This window comes from Saccharopolyspora sp. NPDC050642, assembly GCF_040654735.1.
Lineage (GTDB): Bacteria > Actinomycetota > Actinomycetes > Mycobacteriales > Pseudonocardiaceae > Saccharopolyspora > Saccharopolyspora elongata.
The window spans coordinates 13356-31407 of record NZ_JBFAIN010000008.1 but is presented as its reverse complement, the minus strand read 5'-3'; the positions used below and the strand labels follow the sequence as shown (position 1 = coordinate 31407).

The 18052-nt window shown below is 69.6% G+C and carries 19 protein-coding genes; 11 read left to right on the top strand and 8 right to left on the bottom strand.

Annotation, left to right across the window (positions count from 1 at the left end):
- Positions 1-2 precede the first annotated feature (2 nt).
- From AB0H93_RS15135 to AB0H93_RS15125, 3 genes are read left to right on the top strand one after another with little or no spacing between them, the layout of a single operon-like run.
- Positions 3-362 carry a DUF742 domain-containing protein gene (locus tag AB0H93_RS15135; RefSeq protein ID WP_358572567.1) on the top strand — a complete coding sequence of 120 codons (360 nt, stop codon included), beginning with the start codon at positions 3-5 and terminating at the stop codon, positions 360-362.
- Positions 343-915, top strand: coding sequence for an ATP/GTP-binding protein (locus AB0H93_RS15130; protein WP_358572565.1), 573 nt, complete (start codon positions 343-345; stop codon positions 913-915). The genes AB0H93_RS15135 and AB0H93_RS15130 overlap by 20 nt, the downstream gene beginning before the upstream one ends.
- A gap of 32 nt (positions 916-947) precedes the next feature.
- Positions 948-1514, top strand: coding sequence for a GAF domain-containing protein (locus AB0H93_RS15125; protein ID WP_358572563.1), 567 nt, complete (start codon positions 948-950; stop codon positions 1512-1514).
- Positions 1515-1584: 70 nt separating this feature from the next.
- Here AB0H93_RS15125 and AB0H93_RS15120 read toward each other — a convergent pair whose 3' ends face one another.
- Positions 1585-3144, bottom strand: coding sequence for an acyl-CoA dehydrogenase family protein (locus AB0H93_RS15120; protein WP_358572561.1), 1560 nt, complete (start codon positions 3142-3144; stop codon positions 1585-1587).
- A gap of 641 nt (positions 3145-3785) precedes the next feature.
- On the opposite strand from AB0H93_RS15120, the gene AB0H93_RS15115 reads away from it, so the two are divergent.
- The 6 genes from AB0H93_RS15115 to AB0H93_RS15090 all read left to right on the top strand — a co-directional run bounded on the left by AB0H93_RS15115 (position 3786) and on the right by AB0H93_RS15090 (position 9763).
- Entirely contained in the window at positions 3786-4682 is an 897-nt protein-coding gene (locus AB0H93_RS15115) for a LysR family transcriptional regulator (protein ID WP_358572559.1), read from the top strand.
- Between the two features lie 236 nt (positions 4683-4918).
- Positions 4919-6109: a CoA transferase gene (locus tag AB0H93_RS15110; protein WP_358572989.1), complete on the top strand. Its 1191-nt coding sequence runs from the start codon at positions 4919-4921 to the stop codon at positions 6107-6109.
- Positions 6106-6879 carry a crotonase/enoyl-CoA hydratase family protein gene (locus AB0H93_RS15105; RefSeq protein ID WP_358572557.1) on the top strand — a complete coding sequence of 258 codons (774 nt, stop codon included), beginning with the start codon at positions 6106-6108 and terminating at the stop codon, positions 6877-6879. The genes AB0H93_RS15110 and AB0H93_RS15105 overlap by 4 nt, the downstream gene beginning before the upstream one ends.
- Positions 6876-7610, top strand: coding sequence for an acetoacetate decarboxylase (locus tag AB0H93_RS15100; RefSeq protein ID WP_358572555.1), 735 nt, complete (start codon positions 6876-6878; stop codon positions 7608-7610). Before AB0H93_RS15105 ends, AB0H93_RS15100 begins: the two co-directional genes overlap by 4 nt.
- A gap of 13 nt (positions 7611-7623) precedes the next feature.
- The gene (locus AB0H93_RS15095; RefSeq protein ID WP_358572553.1) at positions 7624-8562 is read left to right on the top strand and encodes a 3-hydroxyacyl-CoA dehydrogenase NAD-binding domain-containing protein; all 939 of its coding nucleotides are present in this window, start codon (positions 7624-7626) and stop codon (positions 8560-8562) included.
- Positions 8563-8578: 16 nt separating this feature from the next.
- Positions 8579-9763 (top strand): acyl-CoA dehydrogenase family protein, encoded by a 1185-nt coding sequence (locus AB0H93_RS15090; RefSeq protein ID WP_358572551.1) that lies wholly within the window; start codon positions 8579-8581, stop codon positions 9761-9763.
- A gap of 67 nt (positions 9764-9830) precedes the next feature.
- Here the strand turns inward: AB0H93_RS15090 and AB0H93_RS15085 are convergent, their stop codons facing one another.
- From AB0H93_RS15085 to AB0H93_RS15075, 3 genes are all read right to left on the bottom strand, one after another.
- Positions 9831-10037: a hypothetical protein gene (locus tag AB0H93_RS15085; protein WP_358572550.1), complete on the bottom strand. Its 207-nt coding sequence runs from the start codon at positions 10035-10037 to the stop codon at positions 9831-9833.
- Positions 10038-10715, bottom strand: coding sequence for a LysR family transcriptional regulator (locus AB0H93_RS15080; RefSeq protein WP_358572549.1), 678 nt, complete (start codon positions 10713-10715; stop codon positions 10038-10040).
- 82 nt (positions 10716-10797) lie between these two features.
- Positions 10798-12213 (bottom strand): MFS transporter, encoded by a 1416-nt coding sequence (locus AB0H93_RS15075; protein ID WP_358572548.1) that lies wholly within the window; start codon positions 12211-12213, stop codon positions 10798-10800.
- A 60-nt stretch (positions 12214-12273) separates the two neighbouring features.
- Here AB0H93_RS15075 and AB0H93_RS15070 point away from each other — a divergent pair, with 60 nt between their 5' ends.
- Positions 12274-12798: a helix-turn-helix domain-containing protein gene (locus AB0H93_RS15070; RefSeq protein ID WP_358572546.1), complete on the top strand. Its 525-nt coding sequence runs from the start codon at positions 12274-12276 to the stop codon at positions 12796-12798.
- A gap of 296 nt (positions 12799-13094) precedes the next feature.
- Positions 13095-14495: a hypothetical protein gene (locus tag AB0H93_RS15065; protein ID WP_358572544.1), complete on the top strand. Its 1401-nt coding sequence runs from the start codon at positions 13095-13097 to the stop codon at positions 14493-14495.
- 50 nt (positions 14496-14545) lie between these two features.
- Here AB0H93_RS15065 and AB0H93_RS15060 read toward each other — a convergent pair whose 3' ends face one another.
- The 4 genes from AB0H93_RS15060 to uvrB all read right to left on the bottom strand — a co-directional run bounded on the left by AB0H93_RS15060 (position 14546) and on the right by uvrB (position 17912).
- Positions 14546-15004 carry a VOC family protein gene (locus tag AB0H93_RS15060; protein ID WP_358572543.1) on the bottom strand — a complete coding sequence of 153 codons (459 nt, stop codon included), beginning with the start codon at positions 15002-15004 and terminating at the stop codon, positions 14546-14548.
- A 27-nt stretch (positions 15005-15031) separates the two neighbouring features.
- The gene (locus AB0H93_RS15055) at positions 15032-15424 is read right to left on the bottom strand and encodes a type II toxin-antitoxin system VapC family toxin (RefSeq protein WP_358572541.1); all 393 of its coding nucleotides are present in this window, start codon (positions 15422-15424) and stop codon (positions 15032-15034) included.
- Positions 15421-15693: a type II toxin-antitoxin system VapB family antitoxin gene (locus AB0H93_RS15050; RefSeq protein ID WP_358572539.1), complete on the bottom strand. Its 273-nt coding sequence runs from the start codon at positions 15691-15693 to the stop codon at positions 15421-15423. The genes AB0H93_RS15055 and AB0H93_RS15050 overlap by 4 nt, the downstream gene beginning before the upstream one ends.
- Before the next feature lie 62 nt (positions 15694-15755).
- The gene (gene uvrB / locus AB0H93_RS15045; protein ID WP_358572537.1) at positions 15756-17912 is read right to left on the bottom strand and encodes an excinuclease ABC subunit UvrB; all 2157 of its coding nucleotides are present in this window, start codon (positions 17910-17912) and stop codon (positions 15756-15758) included.
- Between the last annotated feature and the right edge of the window lie 140 nt (positions 17913-18052).

Here is an 18052-nt window from a genome sequence, read left to right as displayed (position 1 = left end):
TCATGTCGGTTCCGCCGGACAAACCCTGGCTCGACAGCGAAGCGGGGCCGCTGCTGCGCCCGTACTCCCTCACCAACGGCCGGACCAAGCCGACCGCAACCCTGACGCTGCAGTCGATGGTCCGGTCCACCGGCAGGATGGCGCCCGAACGCATCGAGCCCGTGCACGCCAAGATGCTGGAGCTGTGCCGGTTCGCCACGTCGGTCGCCGAGGTGTCGGCGCACCTGCACCAGCCCGCCGTGGTCACCAAGGTCCTGCTCTCGGACCTCATCGACTGGGGTGCCGTCACCACCCGACTGCCCGACGACCTGCCCGACCGAGGACAACTGGAGGCGTTGCTCCATGGTCTCCAACAACTCTGACCTCTTCCCGACCGCGTTCAAGTTCCTCGTCGCGGGCGGGTTCGGCGTCGGGAAGACCACGTTCGTCCGGTCGGTCAGCGAGATCGAACCGCTGACCACCGAGGAAACGCTGACCGTCGCCAGCATCGGCACCGATGACCTGGCCGGGGTCGGCGACAAGAGCACCACCACCGTCGCCATGGACTTCGGGCGCATCACGTTCGCGCCGCAGAACATCGTGCTGTTCCTGTTCGGCACCCCGGGGCAGGAACGGTTCTGGTTCATGTGGGACGACCTGGTGCACGGCTCGCTCGGCGCCGTCGTGCTCGCCGACACCCGGCGGCTGCAGGACTGCTTCGCCGCGGTCGAGTTCTTCGAACAGCGCGGCGTCGACTTCCTCGTCGCGGTCAACCAGTTCCCCGACGGCTTCCGCTACGAACCCGATGAGGTCCGGGAAGCGCTGGACATCAAGCCCCACGTGCCGATCGTCCTGTGCGATGCCCGGGACCGGCGCTCCGCGGCGGCGGCCCTGGCGCGCCTCACCGAGCACGTCCTCACCAACCGTCGCCTGTAGCCGAAACCCGCACTGCGGAAACGGAGCCTGCCTTGACCACATTCGACACGACCGGACACCGCCACTTCACGCCCGTGGACAACAACGCGCCCCAGCGCGCGGCGCGCCTTCGGCAACTCGACCTCGGTGAGCGAGCCGAGCCGGCGTTCGACGCATTCGCCCAGCACGTCGCGAAAACGCTCGGCGTCCCCAACGCCATGGTCAACTTCATCACCGACAGGCACCAGTACCTGGGCGGGTTCTACTCGGCGGTGCTGCCTCCGGAACCCGCCGGGATGCCTGCGGATTTCGATCCCCGCAAGGGCCCCATGGAAACCGGCTACTGCCCGCACGTCATCGCCCGGGGCATCGCGCTGGTGCTGGAGGACGTCTGCGACTACCCGAGGTTCGCCGGGAACGACATCGTGGACCGGATGAACGTCCGCTCCTACCTGGGCGCACCGCTGATCGACCGCACCGGCATCCCGCTCGGGACGGTCTGCGTCATCGACACCGAACCGCGACCGTGGGGGCGCGACGGCCTGCAGGCCATCAAGACGCTCGCCGGCGAAGGGGTGCAGCTGATCCACCAGCACGAGCGGGAGAGGCTGGCGCGGTGAGTCCGCGGCGGCGCTGAAACCGCGGCGAACGGGCCGCGCGGCGATGTCCGTGCGGTCCCGTTCCGGTTCGTCAGCCCCGCCGCAGCAGTGCGTCGAGTCCGTGCTCCTCGCCCGGGCGGCGCTGTTCGACGTTGCCGATCTTGCCTTCGTAGGCCGCGATGTGCCTGGCGATGGCGTCCACCGTGGGCATTTCGCCGAACGGCAGATCGTTCTCGATGGCGCGCAGCCGCTCGCGCAGGCGCTGCTCGCACCAGGAAGCGGTGTACGAGTGCATGTCGGATCGATGCCGGACCTCGCTGGTCAGCGCTGCCAGGATCGCCCAGCACGACAGCTCGCCCAACGCGTTCGCGAGCGCGTGCCCTTGCGGGGTGCTGGCGGTGGCCCTGGTGGTCAGCTTGGCGACCGCGGCGGCGAGTTCCTGCACCTGCGGCGCCGCGTCGAACTCGTCGAGGAGGGTGACGAGTTTCTGCGGGTCGGCGAGGAACGCGGTGCCCAGGTAGACCGTGAGGGTATCGGTCGCGCCTTCGAAGATCCGGAAGAGCCGGTAGTCGCGGAAGAACTGACCGACGATGTTGGTGTCGAGGTAGCCGCGCGCGCCGAGCAGCTGCACGCACCGGTCCACGACGTGCCACATGAGTTCGGCCCCGAGCACCTTCGCGGTGAAGTACAGCGGTTCCGGTACGCGTTCGTCGCCGTCGAGGCGCGCGGCGATGTTGTCCACGAGCGTTTCGACCGCCTGGGTCGCGGCCGTGCATTCGGCGAGGATCTGCTGGGTCCGGCCGTTCTCCGCCAGGTTCCCGGTGGCGACCTCGCGCCGGCACGCGAATCGGTGCGCGAGCTCCAGCGAACGCATCATCGCCCCCAGCGACCCGGCGGCGATGGTCAGCCGGCCGAACGCGAACGCGGTCTTCGCCACGCGTAGTCCCTGTCCTTCGGAACCCAGCAGGGCTTCGGCGGGCACGCGCAGTTCGTTGAAGGTCAGGCTGTTCTGCGGCACGGCCTTCAGCCCGAGGGTGAAGACCTCCGGCCCGTGCTGGAACCCGGGGTTCGCGGAATCGACCAGGAAACCGGTGATACCCGCGTCCTGGCCGCGTTCATCGGTCAGCCGCGCGAACACGTTGACGTACTTGGCATCGGCGCCCAGGCTGATCCACTGCTTTTCCCCGTTGAGCACATAGGACCCGTCCGGCTGCTTGGCCGCGCGGGTGGCGATGGCGTGCACGTACGACCCCTGCCCGGGTTCGCTGATCGCGCTCGTGATCAGCTGCCTGCCCTGCGCCAGTTCGGGCAGGACGGCTCGCTTCACCGCCTCCGGGGCGAAGTTCTGCACGGGTGGGACGCCCAAGGTGCTGTGCACCCCGACCAAGACGAACACGTTCGCGTCGATCGCGCCGAGCTGCGTCATCACCCGGGCCATGTCCGAATGCGAGAGCCCGAGCCCCTGGTACTCCCGGGGGATTCGCAGGCCGAACAGGCCGGCGGCGGCCAAGTCCGGCACCAGTGGCAGCGGTACCGAACGGCGCTCGTCCATCCTCCGCGAGTCGAGCCGTTCCCTGCTGTACTCGCGCAGGAAGTCCAGCAACCCCGATACGGCGTCCGGGTGCGGCGCGCCTCTACCGGTCGAGTCCATAGATCCCTCCTATGAGGACCGCTCAGCGGTGATCGTTGCGACGCCATGACGGAGGTCCGGCCGGTTCCGGGGTGGGGGCGTGCCGGGTGCGGGTCGTCAGGGCGCGAAAAATCCCCTGCAGGACGAGATTCCACGCAGGTGAGTTGCGAAGTGTCCTACGGCGTAAAGGCGACTCCACGGCCGTTGGCCGCTCGGCCTGCGAAGGTCGGCTGCCGGTCGACGCGGGGCCGGTCGACGAGCGGGGAGACCGGGTTCGGCCCGCCGCGCGCACCGACCGCCGGCAGCGGCGCCGTTCGGGACGGTGGAGAAGCGTGCCTGCACCCACGGGGAACGAGAACGCGAAGCGGCAGGACGACGTCCATGCACATCTCCGATCCGACTTGGCTCACTGCACCTGTTCAGCTACGAACAGTGAGATTAAACTAGCTCGCCTTACTTCTTACGGGTACCACCTTTAAGGTGACCGAACCGGCATTTCACCCGAACTTTGTTACATAGAGCGATATTCCCTTTTCCTCGCGGGATTGCGACATCGCCTCGGACGACCTGGATGATCATCAACGAGACGATCATCACTCTCCTCCCCGCCGCAGGCGGCGGACGCGCTCGCGCGCCCGAGCAGCGGAGTAACCTACTGCTTGATGGAGATGTTCCACCTGCGCTACTTCGTGGCGGTCGCGGAGAACCTGTCCTTCTCCAAGGCCGCCCGGCAGCTGCACATGGCGACCTCGCCGCTGAGCCAGCGGGTGCGGGACCTCGAACGCGACCTCGGCTCGGTGCTGTTCGAGCGGGACTCGCACCACGTGCAGCTGACCGACGCCGGTGCGGCGCTGCTGCCGATCGCCAAGGACGTGCTCGGCCGCTTCGACGACATCCCGTGGCGGCTGCGCGAGGCGATCAGCCCGCAGCGCGCCGTCGTCTACATCGGCATCCCGCCCGGCCTGCACTCGTCGATGCGGCAGCGGCTCAGGTCGTTCGAGGACCGGTGCGCCGCCGAGTGCGACATCAAGCGCTGGCCGAGCGGCAGCGACGATCTGCTCGCCGGGGTGCAGCGCGGCGAGCTCGCGGTGGCGCTGGTGCACCTGCCGGTGCACGCCGAGGGCATCGAGGTGTTCGAGCTGATGCGCGAGCCGCTCGGGGCGGTGCTGCCGGCGGCGGAGTTCGGCTCCCGCAGCTCGGTCTCGCTCGCCGAACTGGTCGACTACACCTACGTCAGCCCGGCGCCGCGGATGCTGCCGACGTACTACGGGGAACTGCTGGTGCGGCTGGAGGCGGCGGGAATCCACCGGCGGATCACGCTCGACACCGGCGATTACGGCAGCACCAGCGAATTGGTGGCGAACGGATCGGCATTCTCCATTTCGATGCTGGATCCGGAAAGCGGGATGCACAAGCACCGCAGCGAGAACACGGTCGTGCTGCCGTTCGAGGATTTCGACCCGAGCCTGGCGACGGGCATGATCTGGCGCCGCGACCGCGCCGAAAGCCAGCCCGATCTCCGCCGGCTGATCGACGAGGCCAAGCTCGCCCTCCGCTGATCACCCGCCGGGTGCGCAATTCAGCGAGGAATTGACCATCACCCGGATGAAAGTCGAATTAATTGCGCCCCTCCCGCACGGAGCGACCATCAGATCGGCGTGACCGCTGCGGTCATGCCATTGTTCGCGCATCGGTGCCGCTGATCAATTGAACCACCACCCCATCCCGGCCTAACGTAGTTAGCGAAGCAAACAAAAGTCGGGGCAGCTCCCCTTTCCCACCTGGAGCGGCGATGATGACGAATTCCGCACCGAGCACCGAAGGCAGGTCCGGCCCGCTGGCCGGCGTCCGCGTGATCGACATGGCCACCGTGGTGATGGGGCCCTACGCCGCGCAGATCCTCGGCGACCTCGGCGCCGACGTGATCAAGATCGAGTCGCCGAAGGACACCGCGCGCTTCGGCACCCTGCACCGCACACCCGGCATGACGCCGCTGGCCCTCAACGTCAACCGCAACAAGCGCAGCGTCAAGCTCAACCTCAAGGACGACGCCGACCGGGAACGCGCGCTGGAGCTGATCGGCGGCGCCGACATCCTGATCACCAACATGCGGATCGGCGCCCTGCGCCGCCTGGGCATGGACTACGAGAGCCTCGCCGACGCCAACCCGCAGCTGATCTACGCGCACGCGCAGGGCTTCCGCCCCGACTCCGACCGCGCCGACCTCGCCGCCTACGACGAGACGGTGCAGGCGGCCTCCGGGCTGCTGGACGTGGCGCAGCGCGCCGGCGACATCGGCGAACCGGTGGTGCTGCCGAGCATCTTCGCCGACAAGGTCGCGGCACTGACCATCGCCTACTCGGCACTCGCGGCGCTGGTGCACCAGCGGGCCACCGGGCGGGGCCAGCTGGTCGAGGTGCCGATGGCCGACACGCTGCTGGCGTTCAACCTCGTCGAGCACCTGCAGGGCCGCACCTTCGAGCCGCCGATGGGCCCGACCGGGTTCGCGCTGTCGATGAACAAGGGCCACCGGGCGCGCCCCACCAAGGACGGCCTGGCCATGATCATCCCCTACTCCCCGCAGAACTACCGCGACCTGTTCTGCGCCGCCGGCCGACCGGACCTGGCCGAGGACCCGCGGATCAACGGCGAGTTCGTCGACGCCCGCCGCGACGGCGAGGCGATCTCCGAACTGGTCGAGTCGGTCACCCCGAGCCTGACCACCGAGGAGTGGATCGAGGTGTGCACCAAGCACAGCATCCCGGTCGGCCCGGTGCTCCGGCTCGACGAGGCGGCCGACGACCCGTACGTCCGCGAAGGGCACCTGCTGGACGTCGCCGAGCACCCCAGCGAGGGCAGCTACCGCGTCGTCGGGGTGCCGATGAACTTCTCCGCGACGCCGGCCTCGGTCCGCAGGCACGCCCCGCTGCCCGGCCAGCACACCGACGAGGTCCTCGCCGAACTCGACGCGCGGAGGCTCGCATGACCGCCCCGAACACCGCGGTGCAGACCGAAACCGTCGGCTCCGCGCTCGTGATCACCATCAACCGCCCGGCGGCGCGCAACGCCATCGACGCCGCCGCGGCCCACGGCATCGCGGCCGCCATCGACGAGCTCGACGCCAACCCCGACCTGCGCGTCGGCGTGCTGACCGGCGCGGCCGGCACGTTCAGCGCGGGCATGGACCTCAAGGCCGCCGCGCGCGGCGAGTCGCCCACCGCGCCGGGCAAGGGCTTCGGCGGCCTCACCGAGGCCGAGACCGGCAAGCCGCTGATCGCCGCGGTCGAGGGCTACGCCATGGGCGGCGGGTTCGAGCTGGCGCTGGCCTGCGACCTGGTGGTCGCCGCCGAGGGCGCGCGGTTCGCGCTGCCCGAGGTCAAGCGCGGGCTGATCGCCGGTGGCGGCGGCGTGATCCGGCTGCCGAAGCGGATCCCGCACCACCTGGCGATGGAACTGCTGCTCACCGGCCGCGCCATCGACGCGGCGCGGGCCCGCGACCTCGGTCTGGTCAACCGGCTGGTGGCCGACGGCGAGGCCGTTCCGGCCGCGCTGGAGCTCGCCGCCGAGGTCACCGCGAACGCGCCGCTGGCGCTGGCCGCGGTCAAGAACGTCGTCCGGCTCGCCGACGGCATCTCGGACGCCGAGGCTTTCACGTTGCAGCGCAACGAAACTCGCACCCTCCGGGAGTCCGCGGACTTCGCCGAAGGCGTCCGGGCGTTCACCGAGAAGCGGACTCCGAAGTGGACAGGCCGATGAACCGCGAACAGATCCTGCACAGCCTCAACACGCCGCTGACCAACCCGGCCTACGCGCCGGCCGTGGCGCGGTTCACCGATCGCGAGTACCTCAACATCGTCTACCGCACCGATCCCGAGGCGCTGCGGGCGGTGGTCCCGGAGCCGCTGGAGTTCGACGAACCGCTGGTCCGCTTCGAGATCATGAAGATGGGCGACGTCACCTCGTTCGGCCCGTACGTCGAGGCCGGGCAGGCGATCCCGGTGCGCCTCGGCGACGAGCACGGCGAGTACCTGCACGCCATGTACCTCGACAACTTCCCGGCCACCGCGGCCGGTCGGGAGGCCAGCGCCTTCCCGAAGGTGATGGGCAGCCCGACGCTGTACGTCGACAACGCCGCGCTGGTGGGCACCCTGGACTACGGCACGCTGCGAGTCGCGACCGCGACGATGGGCTACAAGCACCACCCGCTGGACCTCGACGAGGCCAAGGCGCAGATCACGACGCCCAGCTACATGCTCAAGATCGTGCCCGGCTACGACCACCGGCCGCGCGTGTGCGAGCTGGTGCGCAGCCGGATCACCGACGTCGTGGTGAAGCAGGCCTACACCGGCCCGGCCCGGCTGCAGCTGTTCGAGCACGTGCTCGCGCCGGTGGCGGACCTGCCGGTGCGCGAGATCGTCTCGGCGAGCCACATCCTCACCGACCTCACCCTGGGCGGCATCGAGCCCGTCCACGACTACCTGGCCTGACCGGGAGGACATCATGCATCCACAATGGACGAAGGTGGCGGTCGTCGGGGCCGGGACCATCGGCCTGTCCTGGGCCGCGCTGTTCGCTTCGCGCGGCATCGAGGTGCGCATCAGCGATCCGCGCGATGACCTCGCCGACGTGGTGCGCGACGCGATGCCGATGCTGGCCGCGAGCATTCCCGGCGCCGACGCCGACGACCTGCTCGGCCGCATCCGGCTCACCGGCGACCTCGCCGAGGCCGTCGCGGATGCCGAGCTGGTGCAGGAGAACGGCCCGGAGCGGCTGGAGTTCAAGCAGCGGCTGTTCGCCGACATCGCCCGCCTCGCACCGGAGAACGCGGTGCTCGCGTCCTCCAGCTCCGGCATCATCGCCTCGGCTATCGCCGCCGAACTGCCCGACGAGGTGGCCGCCCGGCTGCTCATCGCCCACCCCTTCAACCCGCCGCAGGTGGTGCCGCTGGTCGAGATCGTGCCCGGCGAGCGCACGGCGGAGCCGGTCGTGGCAGCCGCGATCGAGTTCTACCGGGCGCTGGGCAAGACCCCGGTGCGGCTGCACAAGGAGATTCCCGGCTTCGTCGCCAACCGGCTGCAGAGCGCGATCATGCAGGAGTCGATCTTCCTGGTGCAGGACGGGGTCGTCCGCGCCGACGAGCTCGACGAGGTGATGAAGGCGTCGCTCGGCGGCCGCTACGCGGCGGTCGGCCCGTTCGAGAGCTTCCACCTCGGCGGCGGCCCCGGCGGGATCCGGCACATGATGGCCCACCTCGGCGTGGGCATGGCGGAACGCTGGAAGGACCTCGGCCACCCGGAGCTGGCCCCGGAGACGATCGCCGCCATCGCCGACCAGACCGAAGCGGCCTACGGCGCAGGCCCCGAGGCGTACCGGGAGCGCTCCGAACTGCGCGACCGCAAGCAGAACGCGCTCAACACCGCACTGCAGAACATCAACTGATTTGAGGATCATCGCAATGCCCAAGCCCGCCAACGCAAATCCTGACTTCTTCGGCTTCTACGACCTGCTGAGCGAGTCCGAGCGCGCCGAGCTCGCCGAGATCCGCGCGTACCTGGAGCGCGAGATCAAGCCGCTGGCCAACGCCGCGTGGGACAAGGCCGAGTTCCCGTTCGAGGTCGTCGAGAAGTTCGCCAAGCTCCAGCTGGCCGGCTACCAGTACCCCGAGTACGGCGACGGGAAGCAGCGCAGCCCGCTGTTCACCGGATTCCTCAGCCTGGAGCTGAACCGGATCGACCCGTCCCTGGCGGTGTTCTCGGGTGTCCACACCGGACTGGCGATGGGCAGCATCTACAACGGCGGCGACCAGGAGCAGCGGGACCGCTGGATCCCGGACATGGCCGACATGACCAAGATCGGCGCGTTCGCGCTGACCGAGCCGGAGGGCGGCTCGGACGTCGCCGGCGGCATGCGCACCACGGCGCGCCGCGAGGGCGACGAATGGGTGCTCAACGGCGCGAAGCGCTGGATCGGCAACGGCACGTTCGCCGACCTCATCGTGGTGTGGGCGCGCGACGAAGCCGACGACCAGGTCAAGGGGTTCGTCGTCGAGAAGGGCACGCCCGGCTTCACCGCCACCAAGATCGAGGGCAAGATCGCGCTGCGGACCGTGCAGAACGCCGACATCGTGCTCGACGCCGTCCGCATCCCCGAGGCCAACCGGCTGCAGAACATCAACAGCTTCCGGGACACCGCCAAGGTGCTGGCCAAGACCCGCGGCGGCGTGGCGTGGCAGGCGCTGGGCGTGGCGGTCCGCGCCTACGAGCTGGCCCGCGAGTACGCGGTGCAGCGGGTGCAGTTCGGCAAGCCGATCGGCGGGTTCCAGATGATCCAGGACCTGCTGGTGAAGATGCTCGGCAACGTCACCGCGATGTTCGGCATCGTGGTGCGCCTCAACGAGCTGGTCGCGCAGGGCCGCGGCGGCGCGGAGCAGGCGGCGCTGGCCAAGGCGTTCACCACCACGAAGATGCGCGAGGTGGTGGCCTGGGCGCGAGAGCTGTTCGGCGGCAACGGAATCGTGCTCGACTACGAGGTCGCGAAGTTCTTCTCCGACGCGGAAGCGGTCTACTCCTTCGAGGGCTCCCGCGAGATGAACACCCTGATCGTCGGCAAGTCCATCACCGGCCTCAGCGCCTTCGCCTGATCGCCGTCCCGTGAGTGCTTCGGGGTGCCGCAACGCCCCCGAAGCACTCACGTCCGGCTGCGGTGACCTACTTCCGCAGCGGGCCGAGCTCCTCGACGACCTCGGCGAAGGCCAGCACCGCGTCGGTCTCGGAACTGGTGCGCCAGATCGGCGACCACTGCGCGGGGTCGGCGTCGCGGATGGGGCGGTAGGCGATGTCCGGCCGCGGGAAGTAGCGGATGGCCTGGTGGTGCACCGGCGACATGGCCTCGCCGGTGGCGAGGATGGGCAGCATCTACAGGAAGTCGCTCGCGGGCGGCCCGACGGGGATCGGCCGGCCGCTGGGGGCGCGGGACGGCACCATCGCCTCGCGCCAGTACCCGGGCTTGCAGCCGCCGATGGTGACCTGATCGGCGAGGTCCTCGTACGAGACGGACTCCTGCTGCGCCAGCGGGTGGGCGGCGGCGAGGGCGAGCACCACGGGCTCGATGTGGATGACGGGCCCGACGGTCAGATCGGGTTCCTGGACGGGCAGCCACAGCATCGCCACGTCGATCTCGCCGGCGCGCAGCGCGGCGAAGGGGTCGGCGAAGCCGATCGTGCGGATCTGCACGTCGACGCCGGGGCGTGCGGCGGCGAACGCGTCGAAGAAGGGCTGCAGGTCGCTCACGTTGACGGCGATCATGCCCACCCGCAGCACGCCGGTCGTCCCCTTGGCCGCCTGCTCGGCGCGCTGCAGGCTCTGGTGCAGCTCGCGGTGGACCGGCCGCAGGTCGTCGACCAGCTGCTGCCCGATCGGCGTCAGGACCACCCGGCGGCTGGTGCGCTCGAACAGCGCCGCACCGACCCTGCGCTCCAGCGCTTTGATGCACTGGCTGACCCGGCCCGTGGTGATGTGCAGCCGCTCCGCGGTCCTGCCGAAGTGCAGCTCCTCGGCAAGCGTCAGCAGTACCTCGACATCCCGCAGCTCCACGTCTCCCCCCACCGAAATCCGGCCGCCAAGCCGACCGGTGCCACAGTAGTGCGGCTCGCCGGGTGGCCGCGGTCGAATGCGCTCATCCTCGTTCGCGCCCGAGGCCGAACCGGACCAGCGCCAGCACGGCGGCGGCTCCGACGAGGGAGACGACGCCGGTGAGGACGGCGACGTGGTTCCAGCCGGACAGCCGGGCGGCGATGTCGTCGTGCGGGGCGGCGGCGAGGACACCGACGACGGTGACCCCGATCGAGGCGCCGACGTAGCGGGTGGTGTTGTTCATCCCGACCCCCACCGCGGCCCGGTCGGGCGAGACGGTCGCCGTGGCCTGCCGTCCCAGCCCGGCGTTGAGCACCCCGGTGGCGACGCCTGCCACGAGAAGGCCGGGAATCAGCTGGCCGGCGGTCGAATCCGCGCCGAGCCCGGTGAGCATCAGCAGGCCGGCACCCGTGGCGGCGAGCCCGATGGCCAACTGCGCCGTGCCGGTCAGCCGCGCGACGAGCCGGCGGCTGAGCACGGCCGAAACGGCGCTGGTGCCGGACCACAGCCCGAGCAGGGCACCGGCTTCCAAGGTGCTCATCCCCATGCTGGTGACGAGGAAGGTGCAGGCGAACGACATCAGTGCGATCACCCCGGCGCCGGTGACCGCGGCCGCCATCGTGGCCGCCGCGAAGTCACCTCGGCGGAACAGCGCGAACTCCACCATCGGCGACCGGCTCCGCAGCTGGCTGATGGCGAAAGCCGTCAACGCGACCGCCGCACCACCGGCGCAGAGCAGTGCCGGCCGGAGTCCGCCTTGGCGCACTTCGACCAGCGCGACCAGCAGCAGCCCCAGCCCGCCGGTCATCAGCGCGGCGCCGAGCAGGTCCAGGCGCCGGCCCAGGATCACCGCCGTCTCGGGGAAGCACCACCGCGAGGCGATGGCGATGCTCACGCCGACCGCGGCCAGCAGCCAGTACGGTGCGCTCCACAGGCCCGCGAGATCGAACAAGCCGGTCATCAGCGGGCCGAGCGCGATGCCGAGGCCCATGCTCGCTCCCCACCAGCTGGCCGCCGCCGAGCGGGCCCCAGCGTCGCTGTTCACCGCGGCGACGAGCCCCAATCCAGTAGCGATGACACCGGCCGCGCCAACGCCTTCGACGAGCCGCCCGATGACGAATTGCGTCGCCGTGGCCGAGGTGCCGCACACCGCGGAGCCGACCGCGAACACGTACGCGCCGAGTTCGAAGACCCGGCGGCGGCCGGACTGGTCGGCCAGCGCGCCCGCGGCCAGCAGGCTCACCGCGAGGCCGGTGCTCATCGAGCTCAGGATCCACATGGTGGCTCCCGGTCCGGCGGCCAGCGCGCCGGTGAGCGTCGCCGCGTTCCCCAGCGGACCCGAGTAGGCCAGCATCGCCCCGAACGTGCTCAGCGACGTCAGGACGAGCGCCGCCGCGAACGACCTGCTCGCACCGCCGGTGCGCCGGTTCGTGGCATCGCGAAGACTTAGTCTGTTCACCAGACTATGTTCGCACGGAGATGGTCTGGTGAACAGACCGCATCGCGGTACAATCGCGTCGTGGCACTCGGAACCGGATACGACCAGCAGGGCTGCTTCCTGGCCCGCGCACTGGAAGTGGTCGGCGAGCGCTGGACCCTCCTGATCCTCCGCGACTGCTTCTACGGCGTGCGCCGCTTCACGGACCTGCGCGAGCACCTCGACATCTCCCGAGCCGTGCTCACCGACCGGCTCGACACCCTGGTCGAGGCGGGCGTGCTGACCCGGGACGATGCGGGCGGACACCCGGAGTACCTGCTCACGGAGGCCGGCCGGGCGCTGTGGCCGGCGATCTTCGCCCTGTCCAAGTGGGGCGAGCGGTACACCAGCGGGCCGCATCCCGCCCGGATCTTCAGCCACGCGGCATGCGACGCCGACATCGACGAGTCCGGACGATGCCCCGCCTGCGACCAGCACCCGGACCCCGACGACCTCGTCGTCCGCCCCGGCCCCGGAACCAACGCGATGCACCGCAGCGACCGCGTAGCCCGAGCCCTGCAGAACCCCCACCGGATGCTGACCCCGATCGGCACCGCGACCGAGTAAACGACTCTCCGAGGCCAACCTGGGACGCCGACCGGGACGACGGCCCCGGCCTGCCGCCGCGGCGAGGTCACCAGCGACCGACCACAGTGGACACGGCCGTCCGGGCCGACGGCCGCCGTCCCGTCACTGCACGCAGAACTCGTTGCCCTCTGCGATGCCCGAGTTTCGGCACTGTTTTAGCGCACGAAGTCGCGGCACCGTTCTCGCGGCGCCGTTCTCGATGCGGGTGAGTAATCCGCGGGATGACTCCCTCCCTATGATGCGGCGAGAAACGCCGCAGGCGGAGGAGATCCCCGGTGAGTGACGACGGAAACCAGACCAACCCCTGGCATTGGTACGAGTACGAAGTCGGGCTGGCCGGTGAGACCGCGCGTGCCTGCGTTCACTCCCTGACCTCGTTCCTGATCGGCCTGGGTTGCGCCTTCGCGCTGATCATGGGCGTTGGCCTTCTCGCCGAAGAGGACCTGCTCGATGATCCCGGCCTCGAGGAGGCCGTCGACCACCTCAGCCGCATGAGCATGGGCGTTCTGCTGGCGTTGGTGCTGGTCGTGTGTGCCGCTGGTGCGGTGGCCAGCTTCCTGCGGGAGTCGACCACGTCCAAGGCGATCGTCAACGCGGCCGCACGGGGCGCGTCCCGCTACGCCGTTCCTTCGCCCGACCAGGTTCGGTCCGTCACCGGCAAACCCGCGGAGGCGCTCGCCTTCTTCGGCTGGGGGAACGCGGCCCTGGCCGGCTTGCTGGGGGTGATCGGGCTGATCGTGGTGCTGGCGGAAGGAGACGACGCCGAGAGCATGCTGATCTTCTCCCTCGTCACCGGCTACGCCTTGATCATGGCCTTCGTCGGTTATGCCAGTTCCCATCTGCTCACCCCGGCCCACGAACGTCGCCATGCCCGGGTCGCCGCGCATTGGAGTTCGAACGACGAAGGACACGCCTGGAAGGCGGCGAAACAAGCACGCCGTGACGGTGCGGGCAAGAAGACTACGTCCAGGCCGTCGATCGCGAAGCGGTGTCTCTACGGTGCCGCGGGTCTCTGGCTCGGAGGCGCCCTCGCGCTGCAGATGTCGGTCTTGACGCGCTGCACGAGTACTCCGGGGATCGGGAGGTACGAGTGCGAGGAGACCACCTACTCCTCGCCGATCGAGACCCTGATCGCCGCGGGAGTCTGGATCTTCGCGGTCCTGATCTCGTTGGGCGTGCTACTCGCGGCCATCGGCGTGCTGTTCGACTGGAGGCAGCGCCGGTCCGAACGTGCCGAGCTGCGCACGAGGTTGGCCGACCCGAGATCCGAGCGCCCGGCCGAGGACCTGCTGGCTTACCACTCGCAGCGGCAGACCCATCCGCTGGCGCGTGTCGGCGCGACGATGTCCGGGGCGGGCCTGGTGTTCAGCACGTCCTCCTACCTGGTCGGCAACGGGCTGGGACTGGGCTCGGAGGACGTCTTCGCCGCCTATCGCACCGAATCGCTCGCCGCGATGGTCGTCTCGGTGGGCATGTTCGTCGCCGCCCTGCTCGGCACCGGCATCGTAAACGTGCGCGGTCGCGAACTCCGCAACGCGCTCATGGAACGCTGGCCCTCGCCCCCTTCGTGGTCGGCCGATAGCAACGGGAAGGTACAGCGCGCCAAGCGCGGCCCCGCACTGCACGGCTCGCGCGAGGTCAAGGTCGGCAAGAACAAAACCTCGGGCCAGCGGTGACGCGCACTTTCCTTGGACGGCGGCCGTCCGGGCCGACGGCCGCCGTCCCGTCACTGCACGCAGAACTCGTTGCCCTCGGGATCCTGCAGGACGATGCAGTAGCCGTTGGGTTCGTCCACCTCGCGGACGCAGGTGGCGCCCGCCGCCTTGAGCCGCTCGACGTGCTCGGCGATGATCTGGCGGCGCTCGGCGGTCTTGTCGAGCGCCAGGCCGCGCCGGCTGACGTTGACGTCCAGGTGCACCCGGTTCTTCGCGGCCTTGCCCTCGGGCACGCGCTGGAAGAAGACCCGCGGCCCCTCCCCCGCCGGGTCCATCACCGCGGCGAAGGCGTCCCACTTCTCCTCCGGCAGCCCGACCTGGCGCCCGAACTGCTCCCACGACTCGAATCCAGGTGGCGGCGGCTGGATCTCGTACTCCAGCGCGAGAGCCCAGAACGCCGCCAACCGAGCCGGATCGTGCGCATCAAAGGTCACCTGGAAACCCAGGCCCATCCCGACCACCTCCAGCACGGACCGTAGCTCCGGGCACCGACAAAGTCAGACGGCCGCGAGAACGACGTCGGTCCGCGGGAAGTCATCGCCGACGCAGAGCAGCGGCCGCCCGGTCACGCAGGCGATCGCGTAGGTCAGGCAATCGCCGAAGTTCAGCCCCGCCGGGTGCCGCCCCTTCCCGAATCGCTCGTAGGCCTCGACCGCGGTCTTCCAGTGCTGCGCCCCGCAGTCGACGACCTCCACGCCCGCCTCCTCGAAGAAGCGGGCGAGCAAGGTCCGTCCGACCACGCCGAGCCGAGCGGTGAGGACGATCCCGGTTTCGGCGGCGGTCGGCCCGCCGACGCCCACCTCGTCCGCCTGCGCGAGCGACTTGAGCAGGCGATCATGACCGTCCTCCTTGAGGAGGACGGCCACGATCGCCGAACTGTCGAGGATCACACGCCCTCCGGCCCGTAGCCGAGAATCGCCTCGCGTTCCGCCCGGGTGACCGACCGCCCCAGCTCGGAGTGCGGCACCTGCGGCCAAGCCTCGTGCTCCAGGAACCTCTTCAGCCGGGCCTCGCGTTCCGCCCGGCGAGCCTGCTGCAGGAGCCGTTCGAGGCGCTCCTCCAGCGATTGCCGAATCGCACCCGTCTTCGTCTCGCCCGCCAGCTCGGCGACCTTGGCAGCCAGCTCTTCGGTCCGCCCATCCTTGATGTTGAGCGCCATGGCACCATGGTACCGAGTTCGGCACCTTTACACCATTCGCGGTGTTCCAGACCCGGTAGCCGTCACTCGATGCCGGCGGCGTCCATGCCGCGGATCTCCTTCTTCAGGTCGTGGATCTCGTCGCGCAGCCGCGCCGCCAGCTCGAACTGCAGCTCGCGGGCAGCGTTCATCATCTGGTCGTTGAGCTGCTGCACCAGGTCCGCCAGCTCCGCGCGCGGCATCGACTTGATGTCGCGGTCCTCCAGCAGCCCGGCGCTGGCCACCGACTCCCCGGTCGGCTTCTTGCCGCGCGAGACGTTGCGGCCGGAACCGCCGACGGCCACCGACTCCTCGGTGTCCTCGGACTCGGAGTACACCCGGTCCAGGATGTCGGCGATCTTCTTGCGCAGCGGCTGCGGGTCGATGCCGTGCTCTTCGTTGTAGGCCATCTGCTTGGCGCGGCGCCGGTTGGTCTCGTCGATGGCGTGCCGCATCGAGTCGGTGATCCGGTCCGCGTACATGTGCACCTGGCCCGACACGTTCCGGGCCGCGCGGCCGATCGTCTGCACCAGGCTGGTGCCGGAGCGCAGGAAGCCCTCCTTGTCGGCATCCAGGATCGACACCAGCGAGACCTCCGGCAGGTCCAGGCCCTCGCGCAGCAGGTTGATGCCGATCAGCACGTCGTACTCGCCCAGGCGCAGCTGCCGCAGCAGCTCGACCCGCCGCAGCGTGTCCACCTCGGAGTGCAGGTACCGCACCCGGATGCCCAGTTCGAGCAGGTAGTCGGTGAGGTCCTCGGCCATCTTCTTGGTCAGCGTGGTGACCAGCACCCGCTCGTCGCGCTCGGCGCGCTCCCGGATCTCGTGCACCAGGTCGTCGATCTGGCCCTCGGTGGGCTTGACGATCACCTCGGGGTCGATCAGCCCGGTCGGGCGGATCACCTGCTCCACGAACTCGCCGCCGGCCTGCGCCATCTCGTACGGGCCCGGCGTCGCCGACAGGTACATCGTCTGGCCGATCCGGTCGGAGAACTCCTCGAAGGTCAGCGGCCGGTTGTCCAGCGCGCTGGGCAGCCGGAAGCCGTGCTCGACCAGGGTCCGCTTGCGGGACGCGTCGCCCTCGTACATGCCGCCGATCTGCGGCACCGTGTAGTGCGACTCGTCGATGACCAGCAGGAAGTCGTCCGGGAAGTAGTCGATCAGCGTCGCCGGCGCCGACCCGGCGGGGCGGTCGTCGATGTGCCGGGAGTAGTTCTCGATGCCGGAGCAGAACCCGACCTGGCGCATCATCTCGATGTCGTACTGGGTGCGCATCCGCAGCCGCTGGGCCTCCAGCAGCTTGTTCTGCTTCTCCAGCAGACCCAGCTGCTCCTCCAGCTCGGCCTCGATGCTGCGAATGGCCTTGTCCATCCGGTCCGGGCCGGCCACGTAGTGCGTCGCCGGGAAGATCCGCAGGTCGCGCACCTCGCGCACGACCTCGCCGGTCAGCGGGTGCAGGTAGTGCAGCCGGTCGATCTCGTCGCCGAAGAACTCCACGCGCACCGCGAGCTCCTCGTAGGCCGGGATGATCTCCACGGTGTCGCCGCGCACCCGGAATGTGCCGCGGGCGAACGCGATGTCGTTGCGGGTGTACTGGACGTCCACCAGCGCGCGCAGGAACACGTCGCGGTCGATCTCGCCGCCGACCTCCAGCGGGATGGCCCGGTCCAGGTACGACTGCGGGGTGCCCAGGCCGTAGATGCAGGACACCGACGAGACCACCACGCAGTCGCGGCGGCTGAGCAGGTTCGACGTGGCGGAGTGGCGCAGCCGCTCGACGTCCTCGTTGATCGACGAGTCCTTCTCGATGTAGGTGTCGGTCTGCGGGACGTAGGCCTCGGGCTGGTAGTAGTCGTAGTAGCTGACGAAGTACTCGACGGCGTTGTCCGGGAAGAAGCCGCGCAGCTCGTTTGCCATCTGGGCGGCCAGCGTCTTGTTCGGCTCCAGCACCAGGGTGGGCCGCTGGATGCGCTCGATCAGCCAGGCCGTGGTCGCCGACTTGCCCGTACCGGTGGCCCCGAGCAGCACGACGTCCTTCTCGCCGGAGTTGATCCGGCGCTCCAGGTCCGCGATCGCCTGCGGCTGGTCGCCGGCGGGCTGGTAGTCGCTGACCATGCGGAACCGGCCGTCGGTCCGCGGGATGTCGCTGACCGGCCGGAACTCGGAGCGGGCCAGTACGGGGTGCTCAGTCGCGAATGCCACGACAACCAATGTACGAGCCCACCCCGACATCGTGTCGCGTCACGGGGTGCTCAAACGGCCACCAGGGCAGATAATGGATTGCGTCACCCCAGTGCAGGAGGTGGTGTGATGTCGAGCAGCGCACCGATCGCTGGGCATCC